This is a genomic window from Mitsuaria sp. MSU3D, assembly GCF_056867975.1.
The window spans coordinates 6,270,841-6,285,370 of the sequence record NZ_CP200314.1; the positions used below are offsets into that span (position 1 = coordinate 6,270,841).

The window sequence follows — 14,530 nt, forward strand, 5'->3', positions numbered from 1 at the left end:
CGTCGGACGCGCCGGGGGTCAATCCTTGTCTTTCATCGTCAGCATGCGGTTGGTCCGCAGCGCCACCAGCGTGACGATGGAGCCCGACAGCAGGTAGGCGGTGACCGCCCACAGTCCGAACTTGGCCGACAGCCCCAGCGCCACCAGCGGGGCGAAGGCCGCGCCGATGATCCAGGCCAGGTCCGAGGTCAGCGCCGCGCCCGTGTAGCGGAAGTGGGGCAGGAAGTTGGACGTCACCGCGCCCGAGGACTGGCCGTACGACAGCCCCAGCAGCACGAAGCCGACCAGGATGAAGATGTTCTGGCCCATGGTCCCGCTGTCCAGCAGGATCGGGGCGAACAGGCTGAAGATGCCGATCGTCGTGGCCAGCATGCCCAGCGTGCTGCGCCGGCCGATCCGGTCGGCGATCAGCCCGGAGATGGGCATGGCCCCCGCCGCCAGCAGGGCGCCGATGATCTGCACGACCAGGAACTGGGTGACGTTCTGGTCCCCGTACAGCATCACCCACGACAGCGGGAACACCGTGACGATGTGGAACAGCGCATAGCTGGCCAGCGCCGCGAACGCGCCGATGAACAGGGTGGCGCCCTGCTTCTCGAACAGCTCGTCGACGTCGCAGGGGTCGAGCTCATGCTCCTCGAGGTTCTTCTCGTACTCGTGCGTCACGACCAGGCGCAGACGTGCGAACAGCGCCACGACGTTGATCGCGAACGCGGCGAAGAACGGGAAACGCCAGCCCCAGCTCAGGAAGTCGATGGTCGCCAGGCTGCTCCACAGGTAGGCGTAGAGCGCCGCGGCGATCAGGAAGCCGATCGGCGCGCCGAGCTGCCCCAGCATCGCGTACCAGCCGCGCCGGCCTTCGGGGGCGTTCAGCGCCAGCAGCGAGGGCAGGCCGTCCCAGGAGCCGCCCAGGGCCAGGCCTTGACCGATCCGGCACAGCGCCAGCAGGCCGATGGCCGCGCCGCCCCAGGTGTTGAACCCGGGCAGGACGGCGATCGTGCAGGTCGAGATCCCCAGCAGGAACAGCGCCACCGTGAGCTTCACGCTGCGGCCGAAGCGCCGCTGGATCTCCATGCCCACCAGCGTGCCGATCGGCCGCACCACGAAAGCCAGCGCCAGCAGCGCGAAGGCGTACAGCGTCCCTTCCAGCCGCTCCATGTGCGGGAAGAAGATCGACGGGAACACCAGCACCGAGGCGATGCCGTAGACGAAGAAGTCGAAGTACTCGGACGCCCGTCCGATCACCACGCCCACCGCGATGTCGCCCGGGGCGACCGCGTCCTGTTCCTCTTTCGTCGCCACCCCGCTGCCTCGCGGCAGCGGCTGCCCCACGGTCGCGAGGTGTTGCCCGGCTGTCGGAAGGGTGCTGCTGTTCATACGTCTCCTACCTGGGACAAAATGTCCAATAGTTAGCTTTGGTCAATCGGGCAAAATCTGCGCCCGGCGTGCAACGGTCGACAAGTGTCGTTTTCCCCTTTATCGCTTTCCCTTCGGAAGAAACCCCACCCGGTTTCCGCTGACGGGAACCCGAGGCGAGGAAGGGGGTTCCGCGTGAACTACGCCTGATGGTCTGCTGAGTCCCATGTACCTCAAAGCATCTGCAAAAACAAGTCCCGCCGGCCCCATCCGGTCACTGGCCCGTCTCGGGCTGCTGGCCCTGGCGCTGCCCCTCACCGCCTGCAACATGGTCGTGATGAAACCTTCGGGCGACATCGCGAACCAGCAGGCGCAGCTCATCGTCGCATCGACGCTGCTGATGCTGCTGATCATCGTCCCGGTGATCATCCTCACGCTGGTCTTCGCCTTCCGCTACCGCGCGTCCAACACCCAGGCGACCTACTCGCCGGAGTGGGACCATTCGACCCGTCTGGAACTGATCATCTGGGGCGCGCCGCTGCTGATCATCATCGCGCTGGGCGCGATGACCTGGATCAGCACCCACAAGCTCGACCCCTTCCGCCCGCTGGAGCGGCTGGACGCGCAGCGCGCGATCCCCGCCGGTGTCGAGCCGCTGAACGTCGAGGTCGTGGCGCTGGACTGGAAGTGGCTGTTCATCTATCCGGACCAGGGCGTGGCGACCGTCAATGAACTGGTCGCGCCGGTGGATCGCCCGATCCACTTCAAGATCAGCTCGTCGACCGTGATGAACGCGTTCTACGTGCCCGCCATGGCCGGCATGATCTACGCGATGCCCGGCATGCAGAGCCAGCTGCACGCGGTGATCAACAAGCCCGGCGTGTACGACGGCTTCTCCGCCAACTTCAGCGGCGACGGCTTCTCGCACATGCGCTTCAAGTTCCACGGCCTGTCCAACGACGAGTTCGCCGCCTGGGTCGAGCGCAACAAGGCCGACGGCGTCGCGCTGACCAAGGAGCTGTACCTCGATCTCGAGAAGCCCTCCGAGCGCCAGCCGGTGCGCCGCTACTCGAGCGTCGCCCCCGGCCTGTTCGACGCGGTCGTCAATCGCTGCGTCGACGGTTCCAAGATGTGCATGGGCCAGATGATGGCCATCGACGCCGCCGGCGGCGGCGGCAAGGGCGCCATCGACGGCCTGGCCAGCAAGCCCTGGAGCAACGAGCAGAAGCGGATCTTCGTGGCCGCGCTGTGCACGCCTGACAACGCGGGGCAGTACGCCTCGCAATGGCAGGCCTCGGCCACCCGTAACTGACCGGCTTCCCGGTGCGTTCGCTGTGACCAGCCGCGCCGGGATCGCAAGCACAACAGAGATCCAAGATGATTGACGTTCAAAAGCTCATCTTCGGGCGCCTCAGCCTGGAGGCGCTTCCGCTGCACGAGCCGATCCTGATCGGCACCTTCGCCATGGTCGCGCTGGGAGGGCTCGTCCTCCTCGCGCTGATGACGAAGTTCCGCCTCTGGGGCCCCTTCTGGCGCGACTGGGTGACCAGCATCGACCACAAGAAGATCGGCATCATGTACATCGTGCTGGGCCTGGTGATGCTGCTGCGCGGCTTCGCCGACGCGCTCATGATGCGCGCGCAGCAGGCCATCGCCTTCGGCGACCAGTTGGGCTTCCTGCCGCCGCACCACTACGACCAGGTCTTCACCGCCCACGGCGTGATCATGATCTTCTTCGTGGCGATGCCGCTGATCACGGGCTTCATGAACTACGTCGTGCCGCTGCAGATCGGCGCGCGCGACGTGGCCTTCCCGTTCCTGAACAACTTCAGCTTCTGGATGACCACCGGCGGCGCCGTGCTGTGCATGGCCTCGCTGTTCGTCGGCGAATTCGCGCGCACCGGCTGGCTGGCCTATCCGCCGCTGTCGGGGCTGCTCGCCAGTCCGGGCGTGGGGGTGGACTACTACATCTGGTCGCTGCAGGTCGCGGGGGTCGGCACCACGCTCTCGGGCATCAACCTGATCGCGACCATCATCAAGATGCGCGCGCCGGGCATGACCATGATGAAGATGCCGGTCTTCACCTGGACCTCGCTGTGCTCGAACATCCTGATCGTGGCCTCGTTCCCGATCCTGACCGCGGCCCTGGCGCTGCTGTCGCTGGACCGTTACGTCGGCACCAACTTCTTCACGACCGATCTTGGCGGCAACGCCATGATGTACATCAACCTGATCTGGATCTGGGGCCACCCCGAGGTCTACATCCTGGTGCTGCCGGCCTTCGGCATCTTCTCTGAAGTCGTCTCGACCTTCAGCCAGAAGAAGCTGTTCGGCTACGCGTCGATGGTCTACGCGACCGTCGTGATCACGATCCTGTCCTACCTGGTGTGGCTGCACCACTTCTTCACGATGGGGTCGGGGGCCAGCGTCAACTCGTTCTTCGGCATCACGACGATGATCATCTCGATCCCGACGGGCGCGAAGATCTTCAACTGGCTGTTCACGATGTACCGCGGCCGCATCAAGTTCGAGGTCCCGATGTACTGGACCGTCGGCTTCATGGTCACCTTCGTGATCGGCGGCATGACGGGCGTGCTGCTGGCGGTGCCGCCGGCCGACTTCGTGCTGCACAACTCGCTGTTCCTGATCGCCCACTTCCACAACGTGATCATCGGCGGCGTGCTGTTCGGCCTGCTGGCGGGCATCTCGTTCTGGTTCCCGAAGGCCTTCGGCTACAAGCTGGATCCGTTCTGGGGCAAGTGCTCGTTCTGGTTCTGGCAGATCGGCTTCTTCGTCGCCTTCACGCCGCTGTACGTGCTCGGCCTGATGGGCGTGACGCGCCGCATGAGCCACTTCGACGATCCGTCCTTCCAGATCTGGTTCCAGATCGCCGCCTTCGGCGCGCTGCTGATCGCGGCCGGCATCGGCAGCTTCCTGATCCAGCTGGTGGTGAGCTACTTCAAGCGCGACCAGCTGCGCGACTTCGACGGCGATCCGTGGCAGGGCCGCACGCTGGAGTGGTCGACCTCGTCGCCGCCGCCGCAGTACAACTTCGCGTTCACGCCGGTGGTCCACGACCACGACGCGTGGCACGACATGAAGACCCGCGGACATCAGCGTCCGGTCGGCGGCTTCAAGGAGATCCACATGCCGAAGAACACCGGCGCCGGCGTGATCCTGGCCGGCCTGTCGACGCTGTTCGGCTTCGCCCTGATCTGGCACATGTGGCTGGTGGCGGGTGTCGCCTTCGCGGTGACCGTCATCGCGGCGATCGTCCATACCTTCAACTACAAGCGTGACTACTACATCCCCGCGGATGAAGTGGCCCGCACGGAAGAAGCCCGCACCAAGGTGCTGGCCGCCCAGGCCTGATTGCGCAGCGAGCGAACTCCAACATGCAAGCAACGACCATGACGAACAACACCGGCACGCCGGTGTTCTACGACAACGGCGACCACCACCCGCAGCACGGCACGCTCCTCGGGTTCTGGATCTACCTGATGAGCGACTGCCTCATCTTCGCGGTGCTGTTCGCGACGTATGCGGTGCTGGGCCGCAGCTACGCGGCCGGCCCGTCGGGTGCCGACCTCTTCGACCTGCCGCTGGTGGCGCTGAACACCGGTTTCCTGCTGCTGTCTTCGATCACCTATGGCTTCGCCATGATCAAGATGCTGGGCAACAAGAAGACCGGCACGCTGGCCTGGCTGGCGATCACCGGCGTGCTCGGCCTGTGCTTCCTGGCGGTGGAACTCTATGAGTTCGCGCACCTGATCCACGAAGGCGCGGGTCCGCAGCGCAGCGCGTTCCTCTCCTCGTTCTTCACGCTGGTCGGCACGCACGGCCTGCACGTCACCTTCGGCTGCATCTGGCTGGTGACGCTGATGATCCAGGTCTCCAAGCTGGGCCTGACCAAGGAGAACAAGCGTCGCCTGATCTGCCTGTCGATGTTCTGGCACTTCCTGGACGTGATCTGGATCGGTGTCTTCACCTTCGTTTATCTGATGGGAGTGCTGCCGTGAGCAACAACCACCAACACGACCACGGCCATGACGCGCATGGCCACGACCATGGCGGCCACGGCCACGACGATCACGAGGACGTCGGCTACCACGCCACCGTCAAGGGCTACCTGATCGGCTTCCTGCTGTCGCTGATCCTGACGGCGATCCCGTTCTTCCTGGTGATGACCAAGTCGATCTCGTCGTCGGCGGCGATGGGCATCGTGCTGCTGGGCTTCGCGGTCGTGCAGATCGTGGTCCACATGGTCTATTTCCTGCACATGAACTCGAAGGTCGAGGGCGGCTGGTCCATGCTGTCGCTGATCTTCACGATCGCCGTCGTGGTGATCATGCTGGCCGGCTCGATCTGGGTGATGTTCCACCTGAACAGCAACATGATGCCGGTCCACGACATGCGCAACATGCCCTGATGACGGCGTTCCCTCCGGAACCGCAGCGGCCGCGCCGCGGCATCGCCTTCTGGGCGCTGCTGCTGGGCGCGGCCCTTTCGTTTGCGGTCTTCGTGACGCTCGGCGTCTGGCAGGTGCAGCGGCTGGCGTGGAAGGAAGACCTGATCGCCCGGCTGGACAAGCGCCTGGCCGCCGCGCCCGAGCGCGCGCCCGGCGCGGACCGCTGGGACGCGATCACCAAGGTCGACGACGAGTACCGCAAGGTCGCGCTCACCGGCACCTTCGACCATTCGCGCGAGACGCTGGTCGGCGCGAGCACCGAGCTCGGCACCGGCTACTGGGTGCTGACGCCGCTGCGCACCGAGCGCGGCGACTGGGTGCTGGTCAACCGCGGCTTCGTGCCGCCGGAATTCAAGACGCGCGCGTCGCGCACGGCGTCGGAGACGCAGGGCGAGGATCGCGTCATCGGCCTGCTGCGCCTGAGCGAGCCGGGCGGCAGCCTGCTGCGCAGGAACGTGCCGGCGGAGGACCGCTGGTACTCGCGTGATGTCGACGCGATCGCCAAGGCGCGCAAGGTCGTCGAGGGGCCGGTGGCACCGTACTTCGTCGACGCCGCCGCGGCGGACGACCAGACCCAGTGGCCGCGCGGCGGACTGACGGTGGTGCGCTTCAACAACCACCACCTGCAGTACGCGCTGACGTGGTTCGCCATGGCGGCGATGCTCGCGGGCGTGGGCCTCTGGCTGTGGCGCGCGGAGCGCCGCCGCTTGGCGGACTGAGGCGACCTCCATGCCGCTGAGCCGTCCCGATCCGGACGACGACCACCCCGACGACAGCCGCTACCTGGACGGCGCGGCCGGGACGCTGGGCATCGCGGACTCGTCCGGCGAGGGCGCGCTGCAGGCCGGCCGCAACAACCTGCAGCAGTTGGTGCAGCTGCGCTGGCTGGCGGCGGCGGGGCAGTTCGGCACGGTGCTGTCGGTGCACTTCGCGCTGCACATCCGGCTGCCGATGCCGGAGATGCTGACGCTCCTGGCGATCCTGGTGCTGTTCAACGTCGCCTGCTGGCTGCGCACGCGCTGGGTGCCGAGCGTGCGCAACGCCGAGCTCTTCGCCGGCCTGCTCGTCGACATCGCGGTGCTGAGCGGCCAGCTGTACTACAGCGGCGGCGTTACCAACCCCTTCATCTTCCTGTTCCTGCTGCAGATCGCGGTGGGCGCGGTGCTGCTGCCGTCGCGCTACATCTGGTTCACGGTGGCGGTGACGGGCGGCTGCTTCGTCGCGCTGACGCAGTGGCACCTGCCGCTGCTGGTGCCGGACATGGAAGGGCTGGCGCTGCCGCCGCACTACATCGGCGGCCTGCTGATCTGCTTCGCGATCAACGCGGCGCTGCTGGTGATCTTCATCCAGCGCATCGGACGCAACCTGCGCCAGCGCGACGCGCGCCTGGCCGACCTGCGCCAGCGCGCCGCCGAGGAGGAGCACATCGTCCGCATGGGCCTGCTCGCCTCGGGCGCGGCACACGAGCTCGGCACGCCATTGGCGACGCTGTCGGTGATCCTGGGCGACTGGTCGCGGATGGCGCCGTTCGCCGGCGATCCGGAGCTGCGCGAGGAAATCGAGGAGATGCAGATCCAGCTGCGCCGCTGCAAGGCGATCGTCAGCGGGATCCTGATGTCGGCGGGCGAGCTGCGCGGCGAGGCGCCGGTGGTGACCACGCTGCAGGTCTTCCTCGACGATCTGACGGAGCACTGGCGCGCGACCCGGCCGCATCACGGCCTGGCCTACCTGCCGGCGCCGGACCTGCCGAAGGTGCGCATCGTGTCGGACGTCGGGCTCAAGCAGATGATCGACAACGTGCTGGACAACGCGCTCGAGGCCGCGCCGGGCCGGCCGGTGACGCTGCGCGCGCTTGCCCAGGACGGCGAGCTGGTGCTGCAGGTGAGCGACCGCGGCGCGGGCTTCCTGCCCGAGATGCTGGAGCGCTTCGGCAAGCCCTATCAATCGAGCAAGGGCCGCGCGGGCGGCGGGCTGGGGCTGTTCCTCGCGCTGAACGTGGTGCGCTCGCTGGGCGGGAAGCTGCAGGCGCGCAACCGGCCGGCGGAGGAGGGCGGCGGCGCCGAGGTGGAAATCCGAATGCCCCTGTCCGCGCTGGCCCCCCTTGGACTCCCCGACAATGCTGCCCATGACGCCGGATGACCTGGTCACCGATACCGACCGCCTGCTGCTGATCGTCGAGGACGACGATGCGTTCGCGCGGACGCTGTCGCGCTCGTTCGAACGCCGCGGTTATCAGGTGCTGCGCGCGACGAGCGCCGAGCAGGTGCAGAAGCTGCTGACCGACCGCGGGCCGGAGGAAGCGCCGGAGTACGCGGTCGTCGACCTGAAGCTCGCGGGCGGCGGTTCGGGCCTGGCGTGCGTGCAGACCCTGCATGAGCACGATCCGGAGATGGTGATCGTGGTGTTGACCGGCTACGCGAGCATCGCGACGGCGGTGGAGGCGATCAAGCTCGGCGCGCGGCACTACCTGGCCAAGCCGGCGAACACCGACGACATCGAGGCCGCGTTCTCGCGCGCGCAGGGCGATGCCGAGGTCGAGGTCACCGACCGCGCGACCACGTCCATCAAGACGCTGGAGTGGGAACACATCCACGAGACGCTGGCGGCGACGGACTTCAACATCTCGGAAACCGCGCGTCGGCTGGGCATGCACCGGCGCACGCTGGCGCGCAAGCTCGAGAAGCAGCGGGTGAAGTGATTCCGCAACACCGCTCGTTTTGAGCGCGTCGGAGCGGCCTTATCCTTTTCTGACTGCGGTGAGCTTTCCGCAGCGAAAGGAGCATGAATGAAGCCCTCTGAAGCACTCGCTCTGAAGCGAGACCAATTGGGTGCGATCGTGGCCCGATATCCCACCACCAACCTGCGTGTGTACGGCTCGGTGGTGCATGGCAAGGATCAAGACAACGAAGAACTGGACTTGTTGGTGGACGCGCTGCCCGGGGCGTCGCTGTTCGATCTCGGGGGACTCTACCTCGACCTCGAAGAGGCGTTGGGCGTTCCCGTGTGCCTGCTGACGCCGCCTGAAGTGCCGATCAAATATCGCAGCAAGGTTCTCGCGGAGGCGCGACCCGTATGAGCAGGTTCAGCGTGCTCGACCATTTGGAACACATGCAGGAAGCCGCGAGCTTCGCGTGCAACCATGTGACCGGACTCGGCAAGGCCGACTTTCTGGCAGACCAGAAGACGCAACACGCTGTGCTTTTCAATGTGCTGGTGTTGGGAAGAAGCCGCCTCGAGGCTCCTGAAGGAGCATGAGCCGTTCGTGACGGCACACGCGCGTGTGCCGTGGCGGCTCATGAAGGGCATGCGCAATCGTATCGCCCACAGCGCCAGCGACATCGATGTCGACTTGGTATGGGAGGCTGTGGACGTGCACATCGTCAACCTGCTGGAACAACTTCCAGCGTTGCGGGTTGCCGCGACCGGCAATGGCTGATTGTGAATATGTAAACGCAAGAAGGGGCCGTGGGGCCCCTTCGTCGTGATGAGCGTGCAACGCGCTCCCTTGAGCGGCGCTCAGTTCGTCCGGGTCGCCTGCGGCGCGCGCATCACGCGCGACTTGCCGCCGGTGGTGACGATGATCACCGGCTCGCCGGAGGCGAAGTTCTCGTTGCCCTGCGCCTGGACGATCGCGCGGCGTTCGCCGTTGCGCAGCTGCAGCAGGATCTCGACAGCCTGTTCCTTCGTCGTGCTGCGCTCCACGGCGTTGCCCAGCGCCGCGCCAGCCACCGCGCCCAGCACACCGACGATCACGCCTTCCCGGCTGCCACCGACGCTGCCGCCGGCCACGCCACCCGCCACCGCGCCCGCAACGGCGCCGACCCCGCTCTGCGAGCCGTCCACCGTCACCGGCCGCCAGGACAGCACCGTGGCGTCCTGCACCTGCGACAGCCGCTGCGCGTCGCCGCGCTGGATCACGTCGGGATTCGTCGTCGTGCAGGCGGCCAGGGCCACCACCATCGTGGCAATCAGCAGCTTCTTCATCTCAGTTCTCCAAATCGATGCACCGGCCAACGAACATCTGTGACCTTCCGTTGACCAGGCAACAAGTCTTTACCTCGCCGGCATGGGACATGCCGCCCGCAACAGGGCATGGAGTGACTCTACAGGAGTCGGCTTTGGAGCCTCTTAAGCGCTTGCGAACGACTGCGACGGCAGCACGGGCAAGGGGGCTTCCCAGGCGTGCGGGACGCTGCGGCCCGATGAGAGGACCGGCTGCAGGTCGCGCTAGAGCAGATATAAGCGCGACGACTTCGGCACGCTCGCCAGCAGGACCTGCTATGGACACCCCCTGCGTCAACACCGCGTAGACCCTCGAATCCATGGGGGTCGCGCAGGGGGATGGACTTCGAAGTTGTCCACAGGTGGTAGTTCCGAAGCAAGTTGTTTACAAGACCGGGTTCCACGTCCGAGCGCGGCCGGCGACCACTGCGGGAACCCCTGATCCGCTGACCTGGTCATGGCCCTCGGCGGGCGCCGACCAATCCTCCTCCCGCCACTGACCGCCCGAACCGGGGAGTCATATGCGGTGGACTACTCCCTTACATTGGACTGCACGCATCGAAACGGCCGCTACAGGCCGTAGATGAACTTAAGGGAGGCACGTCGTGCAACGCTTCCTCCATCGCCGGATCGGGCAGGCGAAGCACTGCTGCAGATAGTGGATCCGAAGCATCGTCTCCACCGGGAACGGGCGCCCGGTCTTGGCCTTCGAGTAGTACGGGTCCACGACCTGCATTAGGACGCCCCACGGCACGACGTGCTCCATCTCCTCAAGAAACTCGCGCTTGCGCGTCTTCTTCGTGGAGCGATTGAATCGAAATCCGAGCTGCTTCATGTGCAGCATGCTCCCCGAACCGTCACGCTCTTGCGGCAGATCAGCGCGGGGTTTTGCAGAGTCTCCTTAGGTCCGGGTTCAACGGGAACTCCACCCACGCTGTTCTCCACGAGGCGATACACCTGACGAACGACGCCAGGGGGGCTTCAAATGTGTACCGTTGGAACCGGGGCGCTGATCCGCAATACAACGACAAGGCACATCACGGACCCTTTGACACCGCCATCCGGCAGATGTTGAAGTAGACGACCCCGAGCTGCCGATAGGGAGAAACAGTCGTGCATGTCACTGGACCGACCGCCATCCTCGCGTGTTCGCTGCTGTCGATAGGCGTGGCGGCCCATGCCGATGGGTTGTACCGCTTCAACTGCGGCGACCGTGGGAGCATGCTCGTCAATTCATATGCGGGGGCCGCCATCGGCAAGGTCTTTCATGAGGCTCAGCCCTCGGATGGCAAAGGCTTCGAACGGCTTCTCACCGTGCCTGTCCGATGCGGCACTGCATCTCTGTTCTGCCTGCGCGAGGGAATCGATCCGCGGATGGGGCTGGAGCAGACGCATGTCTTCGCGTTTCCAAAGCGCCTGCATGCTGGCGAGCACTACGAGGTAGAGGGTTATGCCTTCAGTGTGGGGGCATTTCATCGCAATGCATCCGGCCTGCTGGCCACCGACATCGAGGTCATTCCCTCGCGCAACCTGAGCGGGCACTACACCCTGCGTGTCGAGGATCGACACGGCTTGGTTGGTATCCGATTCGAGTCACTGATCGGGCCGGCGAATGTCCGCCGCAAGGCTGCACGCCATTTCGGCACGGTGGACTGCATGGCGAACGCGAAGGAACCCACCTTGTTCAGCGGAGTGCGGTTGATCGAACGAGGAGGCAACCCATGAAGCGGATGGGCATGTACCCGTTCTTACTGAAGCGGGGATTTGTCGCTGGACTGCTGCTGTTGGGCACCGGTGTCGAGGCGGTCGTCGTCCCAACCGGGCGTCACGAGTTCCGTTGCCACGATCCGGAAGGTCAGATCGTCATTGATCTGCAGACGGGCCGCATCGAGAAGACCTTCCGGGATAGCAAGCCCAGTGACGGCCAGGGCAGCGAGACCATCTCGACGGTACTCATCGGGTGCGAAGGACTCGCCAAGGGGCTCTCCTGCATTCGCGAAGGGCTGGATCCGCTGCGCGGCGAGGAGCAAACCCACGAGTTCCCCGTTTCCATGCGACTCCGGCCGGGGACATCTCACATCTATGACCAGGAGATCCGGGTGGCCCCTTTTCATCGGGGCGCCTCCGGCCGTTGGGCGACCGAGATCGCGGTGACGCCACCGCCCGAGTACGCCAACCCGTACACGCTCTACGTGGAGGACCGCCGGGGACTGGTGGCGATCCGATTCAAGTCGTTGGTTGCACTGGTGAATCACACGCGCCAAGTCGAACGGCGGTTCGACGATGTCATGTGCGACGCGGTCCCGGGCCAGCCGTTCATGGCGGCGGGCGTCAGATTGATGAAATGAGAGACGGTGACCAGTCGACGTGAGGACCACGCCATTGAAGACCGCGCTCGCGGCGTTGCCGAGCCTGTCGTCGGCGGCGAGCAGCGCGGCGCCGCTCGACGGGCTCTACATGTGCGGGAGGGATTCGACCCGCTGCGCGGCCAGGAGCAGGCGCACGTTTTCGCGGTGCCCAGGCAACTGCATGCCGAGTCGATCTACCGGGCCGAGCAATTCATCTTTCGGGTTGGCAAGTTCAGTCGGGCGCCGTCCGGCCGCCTGTCCGTCTGGATCGACGTGACGCCCGCGCGCGAACTCAGCGACCCTTAGACGATCCGCGTAGAGGATCGCCTCGGGTTGGTGGAGATTCGCTTCGAGACCTTGACCGCGCTGGTGAATCACGATCGGGCCACGGCGCGGCAGGTCTCGAAACTGTCGTGACGGGTCCCGCCCGGCAAGGAGGCCTTGTTCTCCGGCGTCCGGTTCATGAAGTAAGAGAGGGAGGATTCGAAATGACCACGGTTTCCAAGGGTTCGCGCCGCAACGCGCGGCGCCTCGTGGCGCTTTGCCTGTCGGCCTCGTTCGCGCTGCCCAGCCATGCGCAACAGGCAACCGACGACGACGACCTGCTGGATCTGCTGATGCCGGCCCTCCTGGCGGCGATCAAGAAGAACCAGGTCGCGCCGCCGGTGTCGGAGAGCTACAGCTACGACGCGCTGGGTCGCATCGAGAAGATGAGGTACTCCAACGGCTCGACGGTGACCTACACCTACGACGCGGCCGGCAACCGCAAGGCGGTGGTGCGCACGGCGCCGACGCCGGCGAACTGACAGCGGCCATCACACTGCGTGGGCGTCGCTACGACAGATACAAGCGCGACGACTTCGGCACGCTCGCCAGCAGGAACTCCATCTGGTCGGCCACGATGCGGCGGCCGCGCAGGATCATGTCCTCGTGCAGGCTGGGCACGTAGGGCAGGTAGAGCAGCGACATGTGCGCCTCTTCCGGCGTGCGGTTGCCCTTGCGGCCGTTGCAGGCGCGGCAGGCGGTGATGCAGTTCATCCACGTGTCCCGGCCGTTGCGCGACACCGGCTGGATGTGCTCCCGCGTCAGCAGGTCGGCGTGCAGCACGTGCCCGCAGTACGCGCAGACATGGCGGTCCCGCGCGAAGAGCTTGAAGTTGGAGAGCGCCGGCGCCTGGCGCCAGGCGCGGCTCGGGACCGCGCCGCGGACCGCCACGATCGGATGCAGCTCGATCCGTGACTGCAGGCCGGTCAGACGCTGGTACCCGCCGCGCAGGACGTGGAAGGGCGCCCCCAGCGTCCACGCGATCGCGTCGCTGGCGTACAGCACCGCTGCTTCTTTCGACGAGATCCAGGCCTGCGGTCGGCCCGAGATGTCCAGCTGCAGAACGTCCACGGTCGTTGACCTCCTGCGACAGAGAGTAATCCAGTCGGAGGGGGCAACTCAAGTGCCAGACGGGCACGGTGGTGCCGCCGAGACGTTATTTCAGCTGTTCGCCGAACTTAGGCGCCCTTTGGCCGAGGTTCAAGTCGGCGAATGACCCGTAAGCGCTGACCCGTTCGAGTCATGTCCCCGGTCGCACGCTCGTCACGGCTCAGGACGGCAATTTCCCCAGCGCCCGGAGCTCCGCGACGGCCACCAGCCCGCCCGCCGAGAGCGCATCGTCCGGCAGCCGCGCTTGTCCCAGCCGCGTCTCCGGCGCCAGCGCGTCCAGCCGCTCCCGCAGCGTTGGCGTGTCGTCGCCGTCGATCTGCACGACGCAGAGCTGCGCATCGCCTGGCGCACCGCTCCAGCCGACCAGGTCCGCGCCGTCCAGCGCGACGATCAGTTGCGCCGCCAGCGGCGGCAGCGAGGCGGGCGGCCCCGCGATCATGTGCACGACAACTTCGGAGCCGTCCCGCATCGCGAGCTTCACCGTCTGGTCCAGGCGCTCCCGCAGCGCCGCGGGCGAGAGCGGCTCGGGCGCGGGCACCTCTGACCGACCGATCAGCTGGCACAGCATCACGTCGAGTTCCTCGGCCTTGTCGAAGAAGCCGTTCGCACCCGCCGCCAGCACCGCCGCGCGGTAGGCGTCGGTCTGGTGCGACAGCACGTGCACCTGCCCCGCGTAGCCCTGCTTGCGCAGCGCCTTCAGCACCGCCAGGCCGGAACCGCCCTGGGCGAGCGACAGGTCCAGCAGCACGGCGTCCGGCCGCAGGTGGCCGATCAGCGTCAGGGCGGTGGCCTCGTCGGCGGCCTCGCCGACCACGCGCAGCCCGGGCACCGCGTCGAGCCGCTGCAGCAGCTGGCGGCGGATGGTCAGCGAGTCCTCGACGAGGACGATGGTCATGGGAATCGCGGTCGCTTGCATCGTGAT

At 66.2% G+C, this 14,530-nt stretch carries 18 protein-coding genes and 1 pseudogene; 14 read left to right on the forward strand and 5 right to left on the reverse strand.

Annotated elements, in window-relative coordinates; translation table 11 throughout:
* Nucleotides 1-18: 18 nt before the first annotated feature.
* Nucleotides 19-1,377 carry an MFS transporter gene (locus tag AC1VNM_RS27610; protein WP_377157218.1) on the reverse strand — a complete coding sequence of 453 codons (1,359 nt, stop codon included), beginning with the start codon at nt 1,375-1,377 and terminating at the stop codon, nt 19-21.
* A gap of 205 nt (nt 1,378-1,582) precedes the next feature.
* On the opposite strand from AC1VNM_RS27610, the gene cyoA reads away from it, so the two are divergent.
* The 10 genes from cyoA (at nt 1,583) to AC1VNM_RS27660 (ending at nt 9,260) form a co-directional block, all read left to right on the forward strand.
* Entirely contained in the window at nt 1,583-2,668 is a 1,086-nt protein-coding gene (cyoA, locus tag AC1VNM_RS27615; protein ID WP_377157217.1) for a ubiquinol oxidase subunit II, read from the forward strand.
* Nucleotides 2,669-2,733: 65 nt separating this feature from the next.
* Nucleotides 2,734-4,728: a cytochrome o ubiquinol oxidase subunit I gene (cyoB, locus tag AC1VNM_RS27620; RefSeq protein WP_483109045.1), complete on the forward strand. Its 1,995-nt coding sequence runs from the start codon at nt 2,734-2,736 to the stop codon at nt 4,726-4,728.
* A gap of 38 nt (nt 4,729-4,766) precedes the next feature.
* Nucleotides 4,767-5,375: a cytochrome o ubiquinol oxidase subunit III gene (gene cyoC, locus AC1VNM_RS27625; protein WP_431105026.1), complete on the forward strand. Its 609-nt coding sequence runs from the start codon at nt 4,767-4,769 to the stop codon at nt 5,373-5,375.
* Nucleotides 5,372-5,785 (forward strand): cytochrome o ubiquinol oxidase subunit IV, encoded by a 414-nt coding sequence (gene cyoD, locus AC1VNM_RS27630; RefSeq protein WP_483109046.1) that lies wholly within the window; start codon nt 5,372-5,374, stop codon nt 5,783-5,785. The genes cyoC and cyoD overlap by 4 nt, the downstream gene beginning before the upstream one ends.
* Nucleotides 5,785-6,543, forward strand: a complete 759-nt coding sequence (locus tag AC1VNM_RS27635) for an SURF1 family protein (protein ID WP_483109047.1) — start codon at nt 5,785-5,787, stop codon at nt 6,541-6,543. The genes cyoD and AC1VNM_RS27635 overlap by 1 nt, the downstream gene beginning before the upstream one ends.
* 10 nt (nt 6,544-6,553) lie before the next feature.
* A complete protein-coding gene (locus tag AC1VNM_RS27640) occupies nt 6,554-7,963 on the forward strand; it encodes an ATP-binding protein (protein WP_377157208.1) in 1,410 nt (469 codons plus the stop codon).
* Nucleotides 7,950-8,522, forward strand: coding sequence for a response regulator transcription factor (locus AC1VNM_RS27645; protein ID WP_377157207.1), 573 nt, complete (start codon nt 7,950-7,952; stop codon nt 8,520-8,522). Before AC1VNM_RS27640 ends, AC1VNM_RS27645 begins: the two co-directional genes overlap by 14 nt.
* An 87-nt stretch (nt 8,523-8,609) precedes the next feature.
* Entirely contained in the window at nt 8,610-8,900 is a 291-nt protein-coding gene (locus AC1VNM_RS27650; RefSeq protein ID WP_377157206.1) for a nucleotidyltransferase family protein, read from the forward strand.
* Nucleotides 8,897-9,079 carry a HepT-like ribonuclease domain-containing protein gene (locus tag AC1VNM_RS27655; RefSeq protein ID WP_377157205.1) on the forward strand — a complete coding sequence of 61 codons (183 nt, stop codon included), beginning with the start codon at nt 8,897-8,899 and terminating at the stop codon, nt 9,077-9,079. The genes AC1VNM_RS27650 and AC1VNM_RS27655 overlap by 4 nt, the downstream gene beginning before the upstream one ends.
* A 7-nt stretch (nt 9,080-9,086) precedes the next feature.
* Nucleotides 9,087-9,260, forward strand: a complete 174-nt coding sequence (locus AC1VNM_RS27660) for a HepT-like ribonuclease domain-containing protein (RefSeq protein WP_377157204.1) — start codon at nt 9,087-9,089, stop codon at nt 9,258-9,260.
* A gap of 80 nt (nt 9,261-9,340) precedes the next feature.
* Here the strand turns inward: AC1VNM_RS27660 and AC1VNM_RS27665 are convergent, their stop codons facing one another.
* A complete protein-coding gene (locus AC1VNM_RS27665; protein WP_377157203.1) occupies nt 9,341-9,808 on the reverse strand; it encodes an outer membrane lipoprotein in 468 nt (155 codons plus the stop codon).
* A 614-nt stretch (nt 9,809-10,422) separates the two neighbouring features.
* Nucleotides 10,423-10,661: pseudogene (locus tag AC1VNM_RS27670) on the reverse strand (transposase); the annotation flags it as partial.
* 278 nt (nt 10,662-10,939) lie between these two features.
* On the opposite strand from AC1VNM_RS27670, the gene AC1VNM_RS27675 reads away from it, so the two are divergent.
* The 4 genes from AC1VNM_RS27675 to AC1VNM_RS27690 all read left to right on the forward strand — a co-directional run bounded on the left by AC1VNM_RS27675 (nt 10,940) and on the right by AC1VNM_RS27690 (nt 12,980).
* Nucleotides 10,940-11,551 (forward strand): hypothetical protein, encoded by a 612-nt coding sequence (locus AC1VNM_RS27675; RefSeq protein WP_483109048.1) that lies wholly within the window; start codon nt 10,940-10,942, stop codon nt 11,549-11,551.
* Complete coding sequence (locus AC1VNM_RS27680; protein WP_483109049.1) at nt 11,548-12,174, forward strand: hypothetical protein; 627 nt, start codon at nt 11,548-11,550, stop codon at nt 12,172-12,174. Before AC1VNM_RS27675 ends, AC1VNM_RS27680 begins: the two co-directional genes overlap by 4 nt.
* Before the next feature lie 6 nt (nt 12,175-12,180).
* Nucleotides 12,181-12,480 carry a hypothetical protein gene (locus tag AC1VNM_RS27685; RefSeq protein WP_377157199.1) on the forward strand — a complete coding sequence of 100 codons (300 nt, stop codon included), beginning with the start codon at nt 12,181-12,183 and terminating at the stop codon, nt 12,478-12,480.
* A 182-nt stretch (nt 12,481-12,662) separates the two neighbouring features.
* The gene (locus tag AC1VNM_RS27690; protein WP_483109050.1) at nt 12,663-12,980 is read left to right on the forward strand and encodes a hypothetical protein; all 318 of its coding nucleotides are present in this window, start codon (nt 12,663-12,665) and stop codon (nt 12,978-12,980) included.
* Nucleotides 12,981-13,008: 28 nt separating this feature from the next.
* Here the strand turns inward: AC1VNM_RS27690 and AC1VNM_RS27695 are convergent, their stop codons facing one another.
* Both AC1VNM_RS27695 and AC1VNM_RS27700 read right to left on the reverse strand, forming a co-directional pair.
* Nucleotides 13,009-13,569 carry an HNH endonuclease gene (locus AC1VNM_RS27695; RefSeq protein ID WP_377157196.1) on the reverse strand — a complete coding sequence of 187 codons (561 nt, stop codon included), beginning with the start codon at nt 13,567-13,569 and terminating at the stop codon, nt 13,009-13,011.
* A gap of 199 nt (nt 13,570-13,768) precedes the next feature.
* Nucleotides 13,769-14,503 carry a response regulator gene (locus AC1VNM_RS27700; protein ID WP_483109051.1) on the reverse strand — a complete coding sequence of 245 codons (735 nt, stop codon included), beginning with the start codon at nt 14,501-14,503 and terminating at the stop codon, nt 13,769-13,771.
* Nucleotides 14,504-14,530 lie beyond the last annotated feature (27 nt).

Coding starts and splice junctions, on each gene's coding strand:
- AC1VNM_RS27610 (WP_377157218.1), bottom strand. CDS start 1,377: ATGAACAGCAGCACCCTTCCGACAGCCGGGCAACACCTCGCGACCGTG.
- cyoA (WP_377157217.1), top strand. CDS start 1,583: ATGTACCTCAAAGCATCTGCAAAAACAAGTCCCGCCGGCCCCATCCGG.
- cyoB (WP_483109045.1), top strand. CDS start 2,734: ATGATTGACGTTCAAAAGCTCATCTTCGGGCGCCTCAGCCTGGAGGCG.
- cyoC (WP_431105026.1), top strand. CDS start 4,767: ATGACGAACAACACCGGCACGCCGGTGTTCTACGACAACGGCGACCAC.
- AC1VNM_RS27635 (WP_483109047.1), top strand. CDS start 5,785: ATGACGGCGTTCCCTCCGGAACCGCAGCGGCCGCGCCGCGGCATCGCC.
- AC1VNM_RS27640 (WP_377157208.1), top strand. CDS start 6,554: ATGCCGCTGAGCCGTCCCGATCCGGACGACGACCACCCCGACGACAGC.
- AC1VNM_RS27645 (WP_377157207.1), top strand. CDS start 7,950: ATGACGCCGGATGACCTGGTCACCGATACCGACCGCCTGCTGCTGATC.
- AC1VNM_RS27650 (WP_377157206.1), top strand. CDS start 8,610: ATGAAGCCCTCTGAAGCACTCGCTCTGAAGCGAGACCAATTGGGTGCG.
- AC1VNM_RS27655 (WP_377157205.1), top strand. CDS start 8,897: ATGAGCAGGTTCAGCGTGCTCGACCATTTGGAACACATGCAGGAAGCC.
- AC1VNM_RS27665 (WP_377157203.1), bottom strand. CDS start 9,808: ATGAAGAAGCTGCTGATTGCCACGATGGTGGTGGCCCTGGCCGCCTGC.
- AC1VNM_RS27680 (WP_483109049.1), top strand. CDS start 11,548: ATGAAGCGGATGGGCATGTACCCGTTCTTACTGAAGCGGGGATTTGTC.
- AC1VNM_RS27690 (WP_483109050.1), top strand. CDS start 12,663: ATGACCACGGTTTCCAAGGGTTCGCGCCGCAACGCGCGGCGCCTCGTG.
- AC1VNM_RS27700 (WP_483109051.1), bottom strand. CDS start 14,503: ATGACCATCGTCCTCGTCGAGGACTCGCTGACCATCCGCCGCCAGCTG.